15 protein-coding genes are annotated in these 19803 nt (G+C 55.8%); 7 read left to right on the top strand and 8 right to left on the bottom strand.

The genetic code is table 11. The annotated features are described in order from the left end of the window. The first annotated feature begins 31 nt into the window (after positions 1 to 31). Complete coding sequence (gene nfuA, locus ACL2XJ_RS10085; RefSeq protein ID WP_132923741.1) at positions 32 to 607, top strand: Fe-S biogenesis protein NfuA; 576 nt, start codon at positions 32 to 34, stop codon at positions 605 to 607. A gap of 61 nt (positions 608 to 668) precedes the next feature. Here the strand turns inward: nfuA and malQ are convergent, their stop codons facing one another. From malQ to ACL2XJ_RS10060, 5 genes are all read right to left on the bottom strand, one after another. Continuing rightward, entirely contained in the window at positions 669 to 2777 is a 2109-nt protein-coding gene (malQ, locus tag ACL2XJ_RS10080; protein ID WP_413726422.1) for a 4-alpha-glucanotransferase, read from the bottom strand. Between the two features lie 9 nt (positions 2778 to 2786). Further along, entirely contained in the window at positions 2787 to 5195 is a 2409-nt protein-coding gene (gene malP / locus ACL2XJ_RS10075; protein WP_413726421.1) for a maltodextrin phosphorylase, read from the bottom strand. 205 nt (positions 5196 to 5400) lie between these two features. Then, positions 5401 to 6159, bottom strand: a complete 759-nt coding sequence (locus tag ACL2XJ_RS10070) for a DeoR/GlpR family transcriptional regulator (RefSeq protein ID WP_132923744.1) — start codon at positions 6157 to 6159, stop codon at positions 5401 to 5403. A 24-nt stretch (positions 6160 to 6183) separates the two neighbouring features. After that, entirely contained in the window at positions 6184 to 7029 is an 846-nt protein-coding gene (glpG, locus tag ACL2XJ_RS10065; protein WP_413726420.1) for a rhomboid family intramembrane serine protease GlpG, read from the bottom strand. 165 nt (positions 7030 to 7194) lie between these two features. Beyond that, the gene (locus ACL2XJ_RS10060) at positions 7195 to 7959 is read right to left on the bottom strand and encodes a GntR family transcriptional regulator (protein WP_413726419.1); all 765 of its coding nucleotides are present in this window, start codon (positions 7957 to 7959) and stop codon (positions 7195 to 7197) included. A 283-nt stretch (positions 7960 to 8242) separates the two neighbouring features. Between ACL2XJ_RS10060 and ACL2XJ_RS10055 the strand changes: the two genes are divergently transcribed. Continuing rightward, a complete protein-coding gene (locus ACL2XJ_RS10055; RefSeq protein ID WP_413726418.1) occupies positions 8243 to 9313 on the top strand; it encodes a glycoside hydrolase family 88 protein in 1071 nt (356 codons plus the stop codon). A 67-nt stretch (positions 9314 to 9380) separates the two neighbouring features. On the opposite strand, the gene ACL2XJ_RS10050 is transcribed toward ACL2XJ_RS10055, so the two are convergent. The 3 genes from ACL2XJ_RS10050 to ACL2XJ_RS10040 all read right to left on the bottom strand — a co-directional run bounded on the left by ACL2XJ_RS10050 (position 9381) and on the right by ACL2XJ_RS10040 (position 13118). After that, entirely contained in the window at positions 9381 to 10670 is a 1290-nt protein-coding gene (locus tag ACL2XJ_RS10050) for an MFS transporter (RefSeq protein WP_413726417.1), read from the bottom strand. Positions 10671 to 10806: 136 nt separating this feature from the next. Beyond that, positions 10807 to 11559 carry an enoyl-CoA hydratase/isomerase family protein gene (locus ACL2XJ_RS10045; protein ID WP_132923750.1) on the bottom strand — a complete coding sequence of 251 codons (753 nt, stop codon included), beginning with the start codon at positions 11557 to 11559 and terminating at the stop codon, positions 10807 to 10809. After that, on the bottom strand, positions 11556 to 13118 hold the full coding sequence (locus ACL2XJ_RS10040; RefSeq protein WP_413726416.1) for an acyl CoA:acetate/3-ketoacid CoA transferase: 1563 nt from the start codon (positions 13116 to 13118) through the stop codon (positions 11556 to 11558). Before ACL2XJ_RS10040 ends, ACL2XJ_RS10045 begins: the two co-directional genes overlap by 4 nt. Before the next feature lie 369 nt (positions 13119 to 13487). Here ACL2XJ_RS10040 and ACL2XJ_RS10035 point away from each other — a divergent pair, with 369 nt between their 5' ends. The 5 genes from ACL2XJ_RS10035 to ACL2XJ_RS10015 all read left to right on the top strand — a co-directional run bounded on the left by ACL2XJ_RS10035 (position 13488) and on the right by ACL2XJ_RS10015 (position 19651). Continuing rightward, entirely contained in the window at positions 13488 to 14516 is a 1029-nt protein-coding gene (locus ACL2XJ_RS10035; RefSeq protein WP_413726415.1) for a LysR family transcriptional regulator, read from the top strand. A 191-nt stretch (positions 14517 to 14707) separates the two neighbouring features. Then, on the top strand, positions 14708 to 15724 hold the full coding sequence (locus ACL2XJ_RS10030) for a zinc-dependent alcohol dehydrogenase family protein (protein ID WP_413726414.1): 1017 nt from the start codon (positions 14708 to 14710) through the stop codon (positions 15722 to 15724). Positions 15725 to 16001: 277 nt separating this feature from the next. Further along, on the top strand, positions 16002 to 17183 hold the full coding sequence (locus tag ACL2XJ_RS10025; protein WP_413726413.1) for an epoxide hydrolase family protein: 1182 nt from the start codon (positions 16002 to 16004) through the stop codon (positions 17181 to 17183). A gap of 166 nt (positions 17184 to 17349) precedes the next feature. Continuing rightward, a complete protein-coding gene (locus tag ACL2XJ_RS10020) occupies positions 17350 to 17997 on the top strand; it encodes a glutathione S-transferase family protein (RefSeq protein WP_132923754.1) in 648 nt (215 codons plus the stop codon). Between the two features lie 112 nt (positions 17998 to 18109). Continuing rightward, positions 18110 to 19651, top strand: a complete 1542-nt coding sequence (locus tag ACL2XJ_RS10015) for an MFS transporter (protein ID WP_413726412.1) — start codon at positions 18110 to 18112, stop codon at positions 19649 to 19651. Positions 19652 to 19803: the final 152 nt, after the last annotated feature.

Below are 19803 nucleotides of genomic sequence, written 5' to 3'. Positions count from 1 at the left end.
GACTAGATTAGTCAACTATTGAGTGAATGTCATGATACGGATTACCGATGCTGCCCAGGAACACTTTGCTAAATTACTGGCCAATCAGGAAGCTGGCACCCAAATTCGCGTATTCGTCATCAATCCCGGCACCCCGAATGCGGAATGCGGCGTCTCCTATTGTCCTCCCGACGCGGTGGAAGCCACTGATACGGTGCTGCCGTTCGATAAAATCACCGCTTATGTCGATCAGCTTAGCGCCCCCTATTTGCAGGATGCGGAAATCGATTTTGTAACGGATAAGTTAGGATCGCAGTTAACGCTGAAAGCGCCCAATGCAAAAATGCGCAAAGTTTCCGATGACGCGCCGTTGATTGAACGGGTTGAATATGTCCTGCAATCGCAGATCAACCCGCAGTTGGCCGGCCACGGCGGCCAGGTGACGCTGATGGAAATCACCGATGATAATCTGGCCATCCTGCAATTCGGCGGCGGCTGCAACGGCTGTTCGATGGTGGATTACACCCTCAAGGAAGGCATTGAAAAGGAATTGCTGGAAAAATTCCCTGAATTGAAAGGGGTTCGCGATTTAACCGAACACCAGCGCGGCGAGCACTCCTATTATTAAGGCGCCCGCCGCTACCCTTTATCTTCCAAGCTGCAGGCGTGTTGGCTTTTTACTCGGCCCGTCATTCGGGCCGTGGCGAAGAATTCTGGCCGTCGGCGCTTTTATTGCGTAGCCGGCCCACTTCCCGCAATAGCCTGGTAATGCCCTGATCGTCGAAGATTTCAGCCACCTCGCGCACCAGTTTTCGCCGCCAGTTGGGATATTGATCGGTGGTGCCCGGCACATTAACCGGCAGCGCCATATCCAGCCAGTCCTCCGGCTGCAGCCCCAGCAAAGCCGATTGGCTGAGCGCCAGATAACGATGGGCTCCCCGGTTCAAAATCGGCGACATGACCACTCGCTCGGCATTCTTGCCTAATTTGGCCGGTACGCATTTCCACGCATGCAGGGCATCAAGCAATGCCTGCCGGGCTTTTTGCCGGTCCGCCAGCAGTCGCTGATAGATTGCGTCGTCGGCGTAGAGATGCAGCCTGTTGCCCAGCCGCAAATCCTCCAGTTGCCAGAATCCTCGCAGGGTGGCTAAATCATGGGTGGTCAGGGTAGCCATGGCCTGCGGGACATATTCATCGGGAGCCCGGTATTGCGCGGGATCTTTGCGCTCGAAAAACAGCACCTTATATGAATAGATGCCCGCGGCCTGCAATTTGGCGGTGATCTCCTGGGGAACGGTGCCCAAATCCTCACCGATAACCATGCACTGCTGCCGATGGCTTTCCAGAGCCAACACCGCCAGTAAATCATCCACCGGATAACGGACATAGGCCCCTTGCTGCGGGCTGCCCGCCAGCGGGACCCACCACAATCGCAGCAGAGACATCACATGATCAATGCGCAGTGCGCCGCAGTGGCGCATATTGGCGCGCAGCATGGTGATAAAGGGTTCATAAGCGCGAGCGAAAAGCACATTGGGATCCTGCGGCGGCAGGCTCCAATTCTGCCCTTGGGGACCGAGCCGGTCCGGCGGCGCACCGACGGACACCTCCAGGCGATAAAGCGTGCGATCGCTCCAGGTTTCCATCCCCCCGGCGCTGACGCCCACCGCCAAATCGCGATACAATCCGATAGGCATATTCAAGCGGCGGCTGAGCTGGAAACAGTCATCAAACTGCCGCGCCGCCAGCCATTGCAGATAGCTGAAAAACCGGATGTCCTGGTGATGCTTTAGACGGAACTCGCGCACTTCGTCACTGTCAACCTGGCGGAAGGGCTCCGGCCATTGCTGCCAGCCCTCCGTCGGATGGCCCGCCAGGGTAAGATGGCGATGCAGCGCATCAAACGTCGACTGAAACCGCAGGCTTTCGCCGCCCTCCCTGACAAACGCCTCGAATGAACGACGCTGCGGGTCTTCCGGGCCGCGGGTGATGAAGTGCCGAAAGGCAAGGGTTAAGCCACTGAGTTTTAACGCCATCACCCCGGCATAGTCCACCAGATCGCCGTCACGCAGCGCGGACAAGGTCCCCTGGGTTTCCGGCAGACACCACCATTGCTGCGCAGCGGAGCTTTGCTGGAAATCATCCAGTGCGCCCACATCGATATAAATAATATTCAGCCAGCGCCGGGAAGAGGGACTGTAGGGACTGGCCCAGCCCGGCAACGCGGGATACAGCGCATGGATGGGATTAAGGCCGACAAAGGCGCCGCCGTTTTTCGCCGTGCCCTCAATCATCAGCGCCAGATCGCCAAAATCCCCCACTCCCCAATTCCGCTGCGAACGCAGGGTGTAAAGCTGGATGGTGGCGCCCCAAATCTTATGGCCCGCCAGCAACGCCGCCGGCTCATAACAACGGGGCGGCGCGACAATCACCTGGCAGCTCCAGTGGCGCAGTTCCCTGCGCAGGGCGAGACGGTGATAACCGGCCGGCAGCCCGGCAGGCAACGCTAACCGGCCGCCGCTGAGGTAGCCTGCATGCTGCCGGCCGGTTTCCTCAGTTAATACCCAATCCGCCGGTTCGCTTAACGCCACCGACAGCACGGCGCTTTCCCCTTCCCTGACTACCCATACCGGCGGCAGCGGCGCCGCCAGGGCGAGATCGTCGGCAACACCGGCCATGGCGTTAAGCAATTGCCGTTTGGTCTCGGTGCTGATTACTTTGCGCTGTCCCCAGGCGTCAATATATTCCGGAATAATCCCCGCCCGCTCGGCGGCCTGATCCAATACCTTGGGATCCATCGCTGCTCCTTAACGTTTTGCCTGCCAGATGCGCTGCTGATAATCGCGAACCGAACGATCGGAACTGAAAAATCCCACCCGCGCGGTATTCAGCACCGCGCTGTGGGTCCACTCTTCCGGGCGGCGGAATAGCGCGTCCACACGCTGTTGCGCCTCGCAATAGGCGGCGAAATCCGCCAGCACCAGGTAGGGATCGCCGCCCTGTTGCAGACTTTGCAGCAAAGGATCAAAAGCGTGTTTGTGCTTATTGCTGTATAAGCCGCTGCCCAGTTCGGTGAGCAACGCCTTCAGGTTTTTATCCTTTTTCAGCAATTGCGCCGGCTTATAACCGGAAGCCAGCAGGGTTTTCACCTGCGGCACGGTATTACCGAAGATAAAGATATGATCTTCTCCCACCTGTTCGGCGATTTCCACATTGGCGCCATCCAGCGTGCCGATGGTCAATGCGCCGTTCAGCGCCAGCTTCATATTGCCGGTGCCGGAGGCCTCTTTACCGGCGGTGGAGATCTGTTCCGACAGATCAGCGGCCGGAATCATCCACTCCGCCACCGATACCCGGTAATCCGGCAGAAAGACCACCTTGAGCCGGTCGTTTATCTTGGGATCGTTATTGATCTTTTCAGCCAACTGGTTGATAGCATAGATAATATTTTTTGCCAGCGCATATCCCGGCGCGGCCTTGGCGCCAAAGAGCACGACCCGCGGCACGATATCCAGGCTAGGATCGCTGCGCAACTGACGGTACAGGGACAAAATATGCAATAAATTCAGATGCTGGCGTTTGTACTCGTGCAACCGTTTGATTTGCACGTCGAACAGCGCTTCGGGGTTGACGGTGATATCGGTTAATTGCTTGATTTTCGCCGCCAGCTTTTGTTTATTATCGTGCTTGATTTGCTGGTACTGCGCGCAAAAATCCGCCTGTTCCGCATAAGGCTCCAGCTCTTTCAGTTTTTCCAGCCGGGTTACCCATCCTTTGCCGATGGTATCGTCAATGAGTTTCGCCAGCGCCGGATTACACTGTTTAAGCCAGCGGCGCGGGGTAATGCCGTTGGTCACGTTATGAAATTTTTGCGGCCAAAGCGCAAAATATTCCGGGAAAAGATCGGTTTTCACCAAATCGGAATGCAACGCGGCGACGCCGTTGACGGCGAAGCCGCACACCACGCACAGGTTGGCCATCCGGATCTGCTTATCGTACCGCACCGCCACCTTACTCCACACCTCTTCATCGTCCGGCCAATGCGCTTGCACAAGCTTTTTGAATTCCCGGTCGATCTGCTGAATGATGGCGTAGTGGCGCGGCAGCAGCGTGCGTACCAGTTTTTCATCCCAACGCTCCAGCGCTTCAGGCATCAGGGTGTGATTGGTATAGGCGAAGGTGCGCGAAGTGATATGCCAGGCTTCCTGCCAGGATAATTGATGCTCATCCAGCAGAATCCGCAGCATTTCGGGAATGGCGATGGTGGGATGGGTGTCGTTGAGCTGGATCACTTCATAATCAGGCAGGCTGTGTATCGAACGGCCGGCCAAATGATGCCGGCGCAGGATATCCGCCACCGAGCAGGCGCACTGGAAATACTGCTGCATCAGCCGGAGCTGCTTTCCTTCCAGATGATTATCATTGGGATAAAGTACCTTCGTCAGCTTGGCGGCGTCTATACCCGCCTGCTCCGCCTTGAGAAATTTTCCATCATTAAAAAGCGATAAATCAAAGGGATGGGGATGCGTCGCCTGCCATAACCGCAGCGGCAGGGTAATGCCGTTTTCATAACCCACCACCGGCAGGTCCCAAGCCTCGCCGTTCAAGGTAAACGCCGGTTCCCAGTTCACCTCCCCCTGCTCATTCTTTTCCAGACGCCCCCCCAGCCCAACCTGGACGGTTAACGACGGATTATGCCGGAACCAGGGGTAGGATTCACGATGCCAGTCATCCGGCGTTTCAAACTGCTCGCCGGAGGCAAACCGCTGGCGGAACAAGCCGTATTGATAATTCAGCCCGTAGCCGATGGCATCCTGTCCCACCGTTGCCATGGAATCCATGTAACAGGCCGCCAGTCGGCCCAACCCGCCGTTGCCCAACGCCGGATCCACTTCCTGTTCCAGGAGATCGCCTAGATTGATGCCATAGCCGTCGAGGATCTTTTTGACCGGATCGAACCAGCCCAGATTAATGAGGTTATTGCCGGTGAGGCGGCCGATCAGGAATTCCATGGAAAGATAATTCACGTGACGGGGGTTTTTTCTGTCCTGCTTGCCGGTGGCCGGTTGCCAGGGGATCAATTCGTTGACCGCGGCGCTGACCGCATCCCACCACTGGAACGGCGTCATCTCCTGGGCATTTTGCAGGCCAAGATGTTGCCACCGCCGATCCAGGGCAGCCTGAAAGGCAGCTTTATCAAATTTGTTTTTCGGCATAAGAGCGTCTCTATCCTGTTGGTTATAAGTTGATCAACGCCGGATACGGCAAGACATCCCACTGGCATGTCATTATCACGGACAACCCCATAAAATGGATATATCAAGTTATCGTAAAAAAACAGTGTTTTGTTTGTGATGATCAAAGAATAGTCAACGGCCTTGAAAAGGTGAGATCGCCGCAGCTTTTTACGCCGGGCCGGGCCTAGCACAGCTCCAGCTTCACCTCGGATTGTTCAATGATGCTCATCACGCTGGGGGGGGGCATCTTATCGGTGAACAGATAATCTATCAGTGACATTTTCCCCAGATTAACCATGGCGTTACGACCGAATTTAGAGTGGTCGGTAACCAGCATCACGCAGCGGGAATTATCGATAATGGCCCGTTTGGTGCGGACCTCGTGATAATCGAACTCCAGCAGCGAACCATCCATATCGATACCGCTGATACCGAGAATGCCGTAATCCAGCCGGAACTGGGAGATAAAGTCCAGCGTGGCTTCCCCCATGATGCCGCCATCGCGGGTACGCACCTCGCCGCCGGCCAGTATCAGGCGGAAATCCTCTTTCGCGGTCAACAGCGTGGCAACGTTCAGGTTATTGGTCACTACCCGCAGATCCTTGTGGTCCAACAATGCGTGGGCCACCGCTTCGGGCGTGGTGCCGATATCGATAAACAGCGTCGCGCCATTGGGGATTTCTGCCGCAACCCGCTGGGCGATGCGCGCTTTTTCCGCCGACCACATGGCCTTGCGATCGTGATAGGCGGTATTAACAGAGCTGGAAGGCAAAGCCGCCCCGCCATGGTGGCGATGGATTTTATTGATCTCGGCCAGTTCGTTCAGATCGCGCCGGATGGTTTGCGGACTGACCGCAAAATGTTCCACTAATTCTTCAGTACTGACATAACCCTGCCGACGTACCAACTCGATAATGGCATCATGCCGCTGCGTTTGCTTCACGTGAATTCCTCTGCTGCCCTACCGTTACCGATGGCGACCTGCCCCTGTTTTACGGCGAGTATCCCAGAAAGCCATTAACAACCCGATGGCCAAGCCTGCCACATGGGCGGCATTGGCTATCGCGATGCCTAAAATATCGAAATAACCGGCAATAAGCCACAGCAACGCGAAAACGATGACGCCGCGCGGCATCTGGAGCGGACCGCCGGGATTTTTCTCGCCATACCACCAGACATATCCCATCAGAGCATAGACCACGCCGGAGAGACCGCCGAACAAGGCGCCGCTGAAATGGAATTGCACCAACCCGCTGATTGCCGCCGACAACAAGGTCAATACCGCCAGCGGCAGCCAGCCGCGATATTTTTCCATCGCACTGCCGAGATACCACCACCACACCAGATTGAACAATAAATGCAGCAGCGAAAAATGCAACAGAATATGGCTTACCCAGCGCCACGGCTGCGCGCGCTGGGACTGGTCGGCGGGAAAGGCCAGCCAGCGCATCACCACCTCATCCCCCAGGACGTTCATCAGTATATAGACCAGCACGCAGGCTATCGTCAGGCCCAGGGTCAGCGGCCCGGCCTTGCTGCGCAGGGCCGGCAGCCAGGATGCGGGCTGAGGCCGGAAGTGCCCGCGCCCCACGGTTCCTGAATGCCAGCTGGCCGCCTGGTAGCGCGGGTGCAACGGATCCTGCAAAAAGATCTCCAATGCCGCCTCCACACGGGCCAATTCCTCGTCGTCGGCCAGCCACAACTCCGCCGCGCGCCCCTGGAGCTGCATTTCCATCGCCACGCCCTGGCTTTTCATATAATCGATAAACGCCTGGGCCAGGCGGGGATTGGATAAGGTCGTTACACGGATCATAGCGCTGGGGTTATCCCTGATTGTTATATTTGACGGTGCACGGCGTCAACCTGAACGATTCAGCCACCCACCGCGATAATTAACTGATTACCATCATAACATGTCCGCTCGCACATCCCCCATGCCGCAGCTTTCTCCTTTAGGGGACAGCGGTTCGGCCACGTCTCATTCAGCATAGACCGACATGGAGAACTGATAACATTTGGGATTTAGCGTGGCGATAAAATATTCGATGGCTTGATTGTCCTCGGTATAGGCCGTGCGGGAAATTTTGATGACATAGGCATTGATGGGCAGATCAAGATAGGTCGCCTCATCCATGGTGATTTCCTGAACCACCAGCTGTTGTTCACCCCGCACCACCGGTTTTTTCAACAGCTTGTCAAACATTTGCATCAATGAAGCGGACAGATCGTATTGCTCCAGATCCGGAAGCAGTTTGACCGGAATATATGACACCTGGTGTGCAACGGGTTTCCCGTCGCCATAATGCAGGCGCTCGACGCGGTAACACTCATCATCTTTTTGCAAACCTAATATATCGTTGACCTTCTCCATCTTGACCCTGGAAAGATCAATGACTTTGGTACTGGCTTTAATGCCGGCGGCCAGTAGGTCGTCGGTAAAAAAACCCCTGAGCCGATTAAGCTTCTGCGTCAGATGAACCTTTTGCAGGCGCAGGCGCCCTCTCGATTTGGGACGAATCAGGATCGATTCATTTATCAACGTATCGATAGCGCGGCGTACCGTAATACGGCTTACGCCGAAACGCTCGGTAATCTCTTTCTCGGTAGGTAAATCATCACGCAGGGTAAAATCCTGACAGAACCAGCGTTCAAGGATGTCACGCAACTGATGGAACAAGGGAATCGGGCTTGACGGGTCAAGCAGGGAGGACAAGGAATCCGTTTTTTCCAAATGAGACAGCATCTTTTACCCCGGATCACATATAGCATTTATGACTGCATGTTATGTACACATGACATCATAGGCCGCTTGTGCTTTAAAATTCAAGCCACCGGAACATATTGATTTTAAAAGGTGTCCTGGCCGCACATCTTAACGCATGTGTCGTTCCCCATACCCACAAGCCATGATAGCCGGCGTCATATCGACCCAACTCCTCCGGTCGTCACAAAAATCAAATTAGATCATTGATATAATGTCATAACTTAAATACATTTATATTGACTGTTTTAACATGGGGTATGATATGAACTGGCTGGACTCCGCGATACAACACTGCGTTACCAAAACGACGTTAAATAGCCGAAAATTCAAGGATTTTCCGCATATCACCGAGGGGGGTAAATATCAATTCACCCTAGATGGGGTGTGGACCGGAGGATTCTGGACCGGCCTGCTTTGGCTTTGCTATGAAGAGCAGCGGGACCCGGAATTATTAACAGCGGCCAAGGGTTTTACGGAACGCCTTTTGCCGCGGGCGAACGACAGCCGGAATCACGATCTCGGCTTTATGTTTTATCCCAGCGCCATCGCCGGCTGGCGCTTAACCGGCGAAGAAAGCTACCATGCGGCCGCCCTTAACGCGGCGGAAAGTCTGGCAAGACAATTCAACGAGGCTGGGGGGTTTATCCCGGGCTGGGGATTTTTCGGCGGCGAGGAGTGGGCCGGCGCGGTCTTGATTGACACCCTGATGAATTTACCTCTGCTGGTGTGGGCCAGCGATAATGACGGCGGCGACCGCCTGTTACGGGTCGTCGACACCCATACCGCAAAAGCCCTGGACAACCATTTGCGCGCCGATGGTTCCGTATTCCATGTGTATCATTTCTCCCCCCAGGGCGAGCCCCTGCAAGGCGATACCTATCAAGGGCTGGCCCCCGGGAGCGCTTGGTCCAGGGGCCAGGGCTGGGCCATCGCGGGGCTTTCAATGCTCGCCGGCGCGCGGGGAAACAAACGTTATCGCGAGGCGGCGCAGCAGGTGGCGCAATTTATCATGGCAAACTTACCCGCCGACCGGATCCCCCTATGGGATTACCGGGACGGCGCGGCCAGCGCCCCGAAAGATGCCTCCGCCGGCGCCATCAGCGCCTTTGGCTTGCTGCGCCTGTTCAAGATTACGCAAAAAGCCGAATACCTATCCTGCGCCGAAGAGATGCTCAAAGCCTTGAGCGAAAGCTGCCTGTCCGATGAGAATGAAGGGTTGTTATCCCATGCCACCGCCGATCTTCCCCACAGCCTTGGCATCGATGAGGCCACCATTTACGGCGACTACTACTTTCTGAAAGCCTTGCTGGAACTAAAGAAAACCGCTGATTGATGCGCCCCATCCCCCTTCTGTAAACAAGCCCTGAAAGATATTTTCAGGGCTTATCTATCTACTCAGTTCAGTGGAAATTAAGCGACATCCCTTCTTTGGGCAAATCGTTGTTTACGGTTTTGGGAATTTTAATCCACAGGCCGAACAGCGCCGACAAACCGAGACACACCGCCATCAAATAATAGGAGGCCTGGGTGGTTTGCATCAATCCATTGAGGAAACCCACGGCATAAGCGCCGAGGAAAGCCCCCAAGGATCCGATGCTGTTCACCATTCCCGTCGCCCCGCCGACCATGGAGCTGGGAAGAACATCCGGTATTGATGCGAAAAATGAACCGAACGGGATATACATGCACACCCCCGCCAGGGTAAGCAGGCCGTACGCCACCCAGAAATGATTGATGCCCAGCAGCGCCAGCGCCAAAAAGCAGCAGCCGGCCACCAGGATGGGATAGACAATAAAGGGAATGCGTTTTTGCAGCCGGTCGCTCAGCCAGCCCGCGAGCAGCATGAATACCACCGCCAGCCCATAGGGCAGCGAGGTCAACAGGCCGGTACGGGACATGGTGATAGACGAGGAATGCAGTATCGAAGGCAGCCACATCAGAAAACCATAAAAACCGATGCTTTGGAAAAACAGCCAGCCGGACAATTTCAGTACATTCGGTGACCGGAACACCTGACCATAATTGAGCAGTTGGGGTTTTTCGGTCTGCTCAGCCTTCAGGGCGTCAGACAGGGCGGCCTTCTCCCGGGCAGTCAGCCAACCGGCCTCTTCCGGCTTGTCGCGGATCAACAGATACCACACCGCCGCCCAGACGATAGCCGGTATCCCCTGGACGACAAACATATGGCGCCAGCCGAAGTTATCGATAAGATAACCCGAAAGAATCGACATCCAGAGGATGGTCACCGGATTCCCCAGCAGGAAAATGGTATTGGCCTTGGAGCGCTCTTTCTTGGTAAACCAGCGGGCCGTGAGAATCAAGACGGTGGGCATTACCACGGCTTCGACGATTCCCAATATAAACCGGATGACAATGAGCAGCGGAATACTGTGTACCAGCCCGGTGGCCGTGGCGCAAATACCCCAGATAACCAGGCTGCATGCTAATAATTTACGTACGCTGGTTTTTTCCGCCAAAATACCGCCGGGAATTTGAAAGAAAAAATAACCCAAAAAAAACAGCGAGCCGATTAAAGAGGATAACCCCTGGGTGATTCCCAGATCCCGATTAATACCGCCGGCAGCGGCAAAGCTGTAATTGGCCTTATCCAAAAATGCCAGGCTATAGCTGATAAATATAAGGGGCATGACATACAGCCAACGGCGCATGGGCAACGGATGAGTGTGCATAATTACTCCTACAATTGTAATAGGGTTTCAAATGAATAGGGCAACTTAGTGTCAATAATAAGCACATGCAAACTGAAACAGCATTGCTATACCCGGCAGATAATTAACCCTTCCGCCGGGCTGCTGGCGCTATTGCTTATTTTCCAAAAAACTCTTTTTGCGCCTCTTTTTGCGCTTGCGCGCCCCAGAGCTGACTGACGCCAAAGGCTTCCGCCAGCATGCCGGCATAGGCATTATCCGGCTCAGAAACGCGGACAACCGATTTCACGCTTTTCAGCGCGGGCGCATAATGCCGCGCAATGGCATCAACGGTTTGCCATACGCCCTCCTTAAGCGTTTCCACCGGATAAACATCATTAACCAATCCAATGCGCAACGCCCGCCCGGCGTCCACCGGCGTACCGGTAAACATGATCTGGCGCGCATGGGCCTGGCCGACAAGCTTCGGCAAACGTTGGGTGCCGCCCCAGCCGGGATGATTTCCCAGCGTGATTTCCGGATTGCCGAAAGTCGCCCGGGCAGAGGCAAAACGCATATCGCAGGCCAAAGCCAGCTCAAGGCCGCCGCCGAGCGCAAACCCATCGATCATGGCGATAGTGGGTAAGGGAAACCGTTCGATATCGTCAAATATCGATTGTCCCCAGCGCATATGATTAAACGCCTGCTCCGGCGTAAACCGGGTTTGTTCTTTAATATCAGCACCGGCGCAAAAAGCTTTATCTCCGGCACCGGTGATCACCAGCGCTTTTATATCCGTCGCATCTTTTAGCTCGGCCAGGACTTTTTTTAATGACTCGAGCAGTTCCGTACTTAAGGCATTTCTTTTTTCAGGGCGATTAAGCGTCAGTAAAACAACCTGATTCTCTTTTTCCACTAGCAGCGAGCTCATATAATGGCCTCTTGATCAACCTGTTGAGAAAATTCGCTGAACAGCCGTTCATCCATCATTTTGAGTTTGGATGAAATCTCCGGCATAAAATCCATTTGACTTAAAATATCTTTTTCGAGATCGATACCCGGCGCAATTTCAATCAACATCAGCCCTTTTTCACCTAATTCAAAGACGCAACGTTCGGTGACATAAATAACCGGCTGGTGCCGTTTTCGGGCATATAACGCACTGAAAGAAATCTGTTCCAGCCGATGGACAAATTTCTTGGCGACCCCTTCCTGTTTAATATGTACGCCGTCGGCGTCAAATCCCTGGGCCTGCTTTCCGGCTTTGAATGTCCCGACGAAAACCACTCGTTTGGCCCCTTGGGAAATATTGACGAAGCCGCCGATCCCCGCCACCCTGCCGCCAAACTTGCTCACGTTGACATTGCCCTGCCCGTCGACTTCGGCAAAAGAAAGGATGGCGATATCCAAACCGCCGCCGTCGTACCAGTCAAATTGATAGCCGGCGTCAATCATGGCCCATTGATTCCGCACCATGCCGAAATCCGATCCGGTAGCGGGAATACCGCCCACATGCCCTTGCTCCAGGGTAAAGGTCACCTCATCGCCGCGGCCTTCTTCCGCCAGGATGGAAGCGACGCCGTCAGGCATGCCGTAACCGAGGTTGACAACGTCCCCTTTTATCAGGGCCTTGGCGGCACGCCGGGCGATCACCTTTCTGGCGTTCATCGGCAGCGCCGGAAAACCCCCGGAGGGAATCCTCAGCTCGCCGCACAGACTGGGATCGCTGGCGGTAGCAAAGGACAGGCGCTGCCCTGCATCCACCACCACCGCATCAACCAGCACGCCGGGAACCTTGACTTTTCTTGGATCAATACTGCCGCGCTCCGCCAGGTATTTCACCTGGGCAATCACTATCCCGCCGGAATTTTTTGCCGCCTGCGCCGCGGAGAGGGTTTCGGCAAAGAGTCCCTCTTCTTCCATGGTGATATTGCCCTCTTCATCGGCTACCGTGCCGCGAATAATGGCGACATCGATGGGGAAAGCCTTAAAGAACAGGAACTCTTCATCATTGATATTCATCAGGCTGACGTAGTCGCCCTTGGCGCGTTTGTTGATGCGGCCGCCGTCAATACGCGGATCGACAAAGGTGCCCAGACCGACCCGGCTAATCAGCCCCGGGCCATTGCCGGCAATAACGCGCAGCAGATGGGACATCACCCCCTGCGGCAGGCACCACGCCTCGATTTGCTCCGTTACGGCCAAATCCTGCATTTTCCGGCACCAGCTCCAGTGGCCGCCGATGACCTTGCTCACCAAGTGCGGATCGGCAAGATAATCTATGCCGCCGCCCTGTCCGTCTCCCATGCCGCTGGGATGGACGACCGTCAGATGCCCGGGACGGCCGGTTTTGTCGAAGTGGGCCTTTAATGCCGACAATACAAAACCAGGCTCGTTAACGCCGCCGCCCGAACCATCAATCAGCACGGTTGCACCCGGGGCTATACGGGATATTGCAACATCCGCGCTACATACTTTTGATCTGCTCATGCTCTCCTCCATTGAATGTATAATGTTATAAACTCAATACATAAATACATCAATGGCAATGCCAATGCTGCTGGAGACAAAAAGAGATTCGAAAATAGAGTTAATTATCAGTCATATGAATTTTTTAACCTGAGGAAACAGTCGAGATGGATCACACTTTTCAGGCCGTTTCCCGGCCATTAAAATGTGGATTTTGCTAGCCGATTCACGTTTTTAACGTGTTTTAAGGCTGGGTTGACAATGAGGTAAAGGGGGTAAATCATGACGGGCAAAGACCAAATTGTTAAATAATGGTGTATCAGGCGCGTTAACGGCGCTTGTCCTTATCATCCCGCTTATTTTTCCTTAGGTGGAAAAATAGGCGTTGAAATGTTAAAACCAATCGGGGTGATGACCAGGTCGTCCCCCCTTGCTGCAAAAGACACTATCGCGCGCTTGCGCAATCGCCGGCATCGAACCGCCGCCATCGAACCAAAGGGCGTCATGGAACTACTCCAATCACTACGGGTTTTTGCCAGGCTGGCCGATCTCGGCAGTTTTACCAAGACGGCCAACGCCATGCAGATAAACCGCCCTCACGTCACGCATATTATCCAGGAATTGGAAGCATCGCTGGGGGTACGCCTTTTCCATCGCACCACCCGCAAGGTCATCCTTACAGCGGAGGGCGAGGCGTTTTACGGCCGCGTGACGGATATATTGAACGACATCGCCGAGGCCACCTCGCTGTTCTCGGCCAATGACGAGAATATCTGCGGACGACTGCGGATTGATCTGCCGGTGGCTTTGGCCCAATCATGCTTTATGGCCAGTCTGCGGGACTTCAACCGCACCTATCCCAATATTTCGTTGATTCTGGGAGTCACCGATCGCACCATTGATCTTATTGCCGAAGGCGTCGATTGCGTCGTCCGGCTGGGTGAACTGCCCAACACCAGCATGGTAGGACGAAGAATCGGCATGGCGCCCCTTATAACCTGCGCCTCGCCGGGTTATCTACTTGAATTCGGCAATCCGGCGACCTTGGACGAGCTTGCCCGGCACCAGGCGGTGAATTATTTCTCCGGCGCGTCGCGAAAGCCGTTGGAATGGCGTTTTCTGGTCAATGGCAAAGAGCGCGTGATTAATCTGCGCTCGGGGATTCTTGTCAATGACTCTGCGGCCTACATCGAAGCCGGTCTGGCCGGCTTCGGCATACTCCAGGCGCTGGGGGTAAGCGTTGACCATCATATTTCCAGCGGCGCCCTGGTGGAAGTGCTGCCGCAGTACCGTCCCAAACCAAGACCCATATCTGTGCTTTATCCCAGCAGGATGCATCTTGCCCCGCAGGTAAGGGCATTTGTCGATTGGGTGACGGAGTATTTCCCCGCATTGCATGGCAACTGGCTTGAGACTTAACGTGAAACGTTAAGCGTTAAGCGTTAAGCGTTAAGCGTTAAGCGTTCATCACATATTGTTTCCCCTGCACGCAACAGTCCTGTTGGGGTGCGGATATTTATCCCGCCCGCTTAAAACCGGAAGATGGTCCTCTCCAAAGCGCGGCCTTTGCCGGCGCGCATACCCGCACTCTTTTTCAACAGGAATATGCTATGAAAGCCTGGCTCTTGAAAGATTTTGGCATGGAAAATCTGCAGTTGGAGGAAATACCCACCCCGGAACCGAAAACAGGCGAACTGCTTATCAAGGTGGGCGCCGTGTCGCTGAACTATCGGGACAAGGTGATCGTTGAAGGCCTGTACGAGCCGAATATGATCCCCAAGCCATTGATTCCAGTCAGCGATGCCGCGGGGAAAGTAGTCAAGACCGGTCCGGGCGTCAGCCGGTTCAAGATTGGGGATCGCGTCAGCTCTACGCTCTATTCCAGATGGATAGATGGCGCGCCGGGCCCGAACGAGCCGGACTACTGCTTCGGCGCCCCGCTGCCCGGCGGACTGGCCGAATACATGATCATCCATGAAGAGAGCGCGGTCCTGGCGCCCGACAATCTGTCGGATGAGGAAACCGCCACGTTACCGATTGCGGCACTCACCGCATGGTTCTCTCTGATGGATGTGGGGCATTTGCAGAGGGGCCAGACGCTGCTGGTGCAAGGTACCGGAGGGGTCTCCCTATTTGCGGTGCAGATTGCAACGGCCCTCGGCGCGCGCGTTATCGCCACGTCGGGCAGAGATGAAAATCTGGCCAAGATCAGGGCGCTGGGCGCCGCCGAAGGCATCAATTATAAAAAACACCCTGATTGGGCAAAGGAAGCCCTCGCCCTTACCGGCGGCAACGGTGTCGATCTCTTACTGGACGTCGCCGGCGGCAACGGACTGAACCAGTCTGTGGCCGCCACGAAACCCGCCGGCCTGATTGCACAAATCGGCTTTTTGAGCGGCCAGACCGCGTCGCTCGATATTATGCCGCTGCTGTTCCGTCAAACGACCATTCGCGGCATCGCCGTGGGCCACCGCACATCCTTTGAGCGAATGAATATTTTCTTGAATCAGCATCAGATCAAACCGGTCATCGATAAGGTCTATCCGTTTAGCGAAGCCCGCCAAGCATATCAGCACCTTGCCCGCGGACCGTTCGGCAAAGTCGTAATCACAATTGCCGACGCCTAGCCACCCCCTGCCCGCATAGCCGGTGTAAAGACCCTGGCGCCGGCGCCGGTCCAAGCCGGCGCCAATGATCATTTCATTATAAGCATCCATCCGCTCCCCCCCCTTTTGACAGATGCTTCTCCCCCGGCAGCCGGTTTCATAGCCCAGCTGCCTTGCATTGTCGCCTGGAACGAAACAGAGCGTCACTTGCCGACGAATTTATCCAGCCGCCGAAAACAGTTACCGTCTCTTAACAGAAATAATCCCTGCCAATGATTTTATATAATGGAGCACCGCTATGTTAGATTTCATCCATCCCATGAAAAGCGCACCCGGCCGGACAGAGTTTCTCAGTCCCTTCACCATTGCTATTCCCGAAGCCGTTTTAGAGGATTTGAAACGGCGTCTGGACGCGACCCGTTTACCCGAACAGGAGACGGTACCGGACGCCTCTCAGGGACCACGTCTTGCCCGGATAAAGGAACTCATCGAATACTGGAAAACCGAATACGACTGGCGCCGCGTAGAGAAACGGTTGAATCAATACCCGCAGTTCAAAACCGGCATCGACGGACTCGGCATTCACTTCCTGCATGTCCGCTCTCGCCATCCGGACGCAATGCCGCTCATTCTGACCCATGGCTGGCCGGGATCGGTTATTGAATTCCTTGATATCATTGACTCCCTGGTGGATCCCATCGCCCACGGCGGTAAGGCGGAAGATGCGTTCCATCTGGTGATTCCTTCCCTTCCCGGCTACGGTTTCTCGGACAAGCCGGAAGATAAAGGCTGGAACCGAAACCGCATCGCGAAAGCCTGGCACGCTCTGATGCGCCGGCTCGGTTACGACCAATATGTCGCCCAGGGCGGCGACTGGGGTAGCCACGTCACCATCGAGATGGCCCGCTTGCAGCTCCCGGGGCTTAAGGCCATCCATACCAACCTTCCGCTGGTAACGCCCAGAGATAAGCCAGCCTACCCTACCCCGGATGAACAGCGGGCATTCGATCAACTCGCCCGGTTCGGCACGGACGGTTCGGGCTATTATTGGCAGATGGTCACGCGGCCGCAGACCATTGGTTACGCCCTGGCCGATTCGCCGGTGGGATTGTTGAGCTGGATTTACGACAAGTTTGAGTCCTGGACGGACAGCAACGGCGATCCGGTGAGCGTATTGGGTTATGACAAAATCCTCGACGATATCACCCTGTATTGGGTCACCAATACCGGCGCCTCTTCGGCGCGCATGTACGCCGAACATCCGGACCTCGATTTTTATGCCATTCCGGTCCACATCCCGGTGGGCGTATCGGTCTTTCCGGGAGAAATCTGGACTCCCCCCGAGTCCTGGGCGCGGCAGACCTATCCCAACCTGGTCTATTGGAACAAGACGTCCCGCGGCGGCCATTTCGCAGCCTTTGAACAGCCGGTCCTTTTCGCGGATGAAGTCCGTAAGGCATTCCGCAGCATCCGCAATTAGCATTACGCCGGGGGAGGACCCAATGGGTCTGCCCCGGCCCCAGGGCAAACCTTCGCCGGATTGTCTCCCTACAGGATACAGAGCTTAGCCTAACGCGGTGTTTATCCCTCCTCCAGGCACAGATAGACTTCATTTTGTCAAAAACATTCCCCGAGAGGACTATGAAATGAAACTTTATATCGCTGACAAAACCTGCTCCGAAGCTGTGCAAATCATCGCCAATGAACTTGGTATTGCGCCTGAACTCATTCATTTTGATGTTTTCGGCAAGTCCACCTCCAATGGCGACGACTTTGCCGAATTAAACCCAATGCAATACGTTCCCCTACTGGTTCTGGACGAAGCGAAAGAGCGGCTGTCGGAAACCATCGTCGTCACCTCCTATCTGGCCGACCAGTATCCCGAAGCCGGTCTGATCCCGCCCCAGGGCACCCTGGAGCGAGTTAAGTATGACCAATTGCTGGTTTTTATCGCCACCGAGATCGCGCAAAAGCACATTCCCCTGATGCGCAAACTGATGACGGAGGCCGGTATCGCGTGGACCAGCAGCAGAATCATCGCCGCCTATCAGATCCTCGACGATCGTCTTTCCGACGGCCGCCGGTATCTCGCCGGAGACACGCTGACGGTGGCCGATGCTTATCTCTGGGCAACCTTTTGGGGCGAACGCTCCGGCATCAACGTCAGTCACCTGGCGAACGTGACGGCCTGGAAGGCGCGGATGGATGCCCATCCTTCCGTATTGAAAGCGCTGCGGGACGAGGCCGACGTGGTCAACGCCCACCGCGCCCGGATTGCTGAACAAACAGTCTGACCAGGTGTACGGGCCGGCGCGTTATAAATACGGCCGCGCCCGCACAAAGAACAAGATGATTCCGCAACCTGCTGGATCACGCTGTCAACCGCAGAACAATGAGGGATATACCATGTCATCGAGCTTAGCGTCTTCAACCGGCAAAAACGGGCTGGCGGTGCTCCTTGCCGTCTGCCTGGCGGCACTGGCGCTGCCCATAAGCTTCACCGGTGGGGCGCTTGCCGCGCATACTATTAGCATCGAATTCAAGGCAAGCGCCGCGCAGATTAACTGGATCACCAACAGTTTCATGCTTACCTTTGGCAGTTTTATGCTGCCCGCGGGTGCGCTGGCCGATGTCTACGGCAGGAAGCGCGTATTTATCGGCGGTGTCATCGTCTTCGCCATTGGCTCCCTGGCGCTCGATTTTGCCCCCGGCATTGTCACTCTCAATCTCCTGCGCGCACTGCAGGGCGCAGGCGCGGCCGCGGCGCTGGCGGGCGGGTCCGCGGCGCTGGCCCAGGAATTCACCGGACACGCGCAGACCCGCGCGTTCAGCATGATCGGCACCACCTTCGGCATCGGTCTTGCCCTCGGACCGCTCTTGTCCGGCAGCCTCATCGAACGTTTCGGCTGGCGTTCCATCTTCCTGACGGGAACGTTGCTTGATGTCATGGCATTGGCTATAGCGCTTACCGTCATGCGCGAAACCCGCAATCCGGACAGCGCGCGGTTTGACTGGCCCGGAGCGTTATCCTTTATCGCCGCGCTCGGTTTTCTGACCCTCGGCCTGAACCAGGCGCCGGAGCGCGGCTGGGCCGATCCCGCGGTGCTCGGGGCGTTTTCGCTCAGCGCGGGGGCATTGGCGGTGTTCGCCATTATCGAAACCCATATCAAACATCCGCTGCTGGAACTCTCCCTGTTCCGGTATGGCAGGTTTGTCGGCGTGCAGATACTGCCGATTGCCACCTGTTATGCCTATGTCGTCCTGCTGATCCTGCTGCCGTTGCGTTTCGTCGGGGTAGAAGGCTACAGTGAAATGGACGCCGGCCTTCTTATGCTCGCGCTTTCCGCCCCGATGCTGGCGGTGCCCGCCATTGCCGGCATGCTGGCGAAGACCATCCCGGCGAGCCGGCTGGCGGGGGGAGGACTTATCGCCGCTGCCGCGGGCCTGTTCTGGCTCAGCCAAATCGGCTCCGGCGGCCCGATGTCGGAGCTTTTCGGCCCGCTTCTGCTTATCGGCGTCGGCACCGGCTTCCCCTGGGGGCTGATGGACGGCCTTTCCGTCACCGTCGTGCCCCGCGATAAAGCCGGTATGGCCAGCGGCATCTTCAACACGACCAAGGTGGCAAGCGAAGGCATTACCCTTGCCATGGTGAACGCACTGCTCGCGTCACTGGTGCTTTTCGCCGTCAGGCAAAACATTGCCGGGGAAGGAACAGCCCAATATGTTGGAGAAGCGGCCCGCCAGCTTGCCGCGGGCAACCTTGACAAGTCCGCCGGCATGCTTGCCCCCATGGGGCGCGCGGCGCTCACCGGCGTCTATGATTCCGCGTTTTCCATGCTGTTATACGTACTGATTACCGTTACACTGGCCGCCGCGGCGGCGGTACTTGTCCTGCTCTCCCCGAAGCGGGAAACGTCGCCGGGCAAGGATTGCGTTGTCCAGGAATAACCGTCCCTTTAACCATGGATGAGGGTATATGAGCGGCAGCTGACCATGCTGCCGGCTTTCACCGTCATGCCATTGCCCATCAGATATCGATATATTGCTTTCTTAATCTTATTCGAGTTTAATTAGCATCGGACAGAAATAAGGTCGTTCGG

Source organism: Sodalis sp. RH16, from assembly GCF_047324245.1.
Lineage (GTDB): Bacteria > Pseudomonadota > Gammaproteobacteria > Enterobacterales > Enterobacteriaceae > Acerihabitans > Acerihabitans ligni.
The sequence above is the reverse complement of the archived record's forward strand: the minus strand, read 5'-3'. Positions and strand labels throughout refer to the sequence as shown.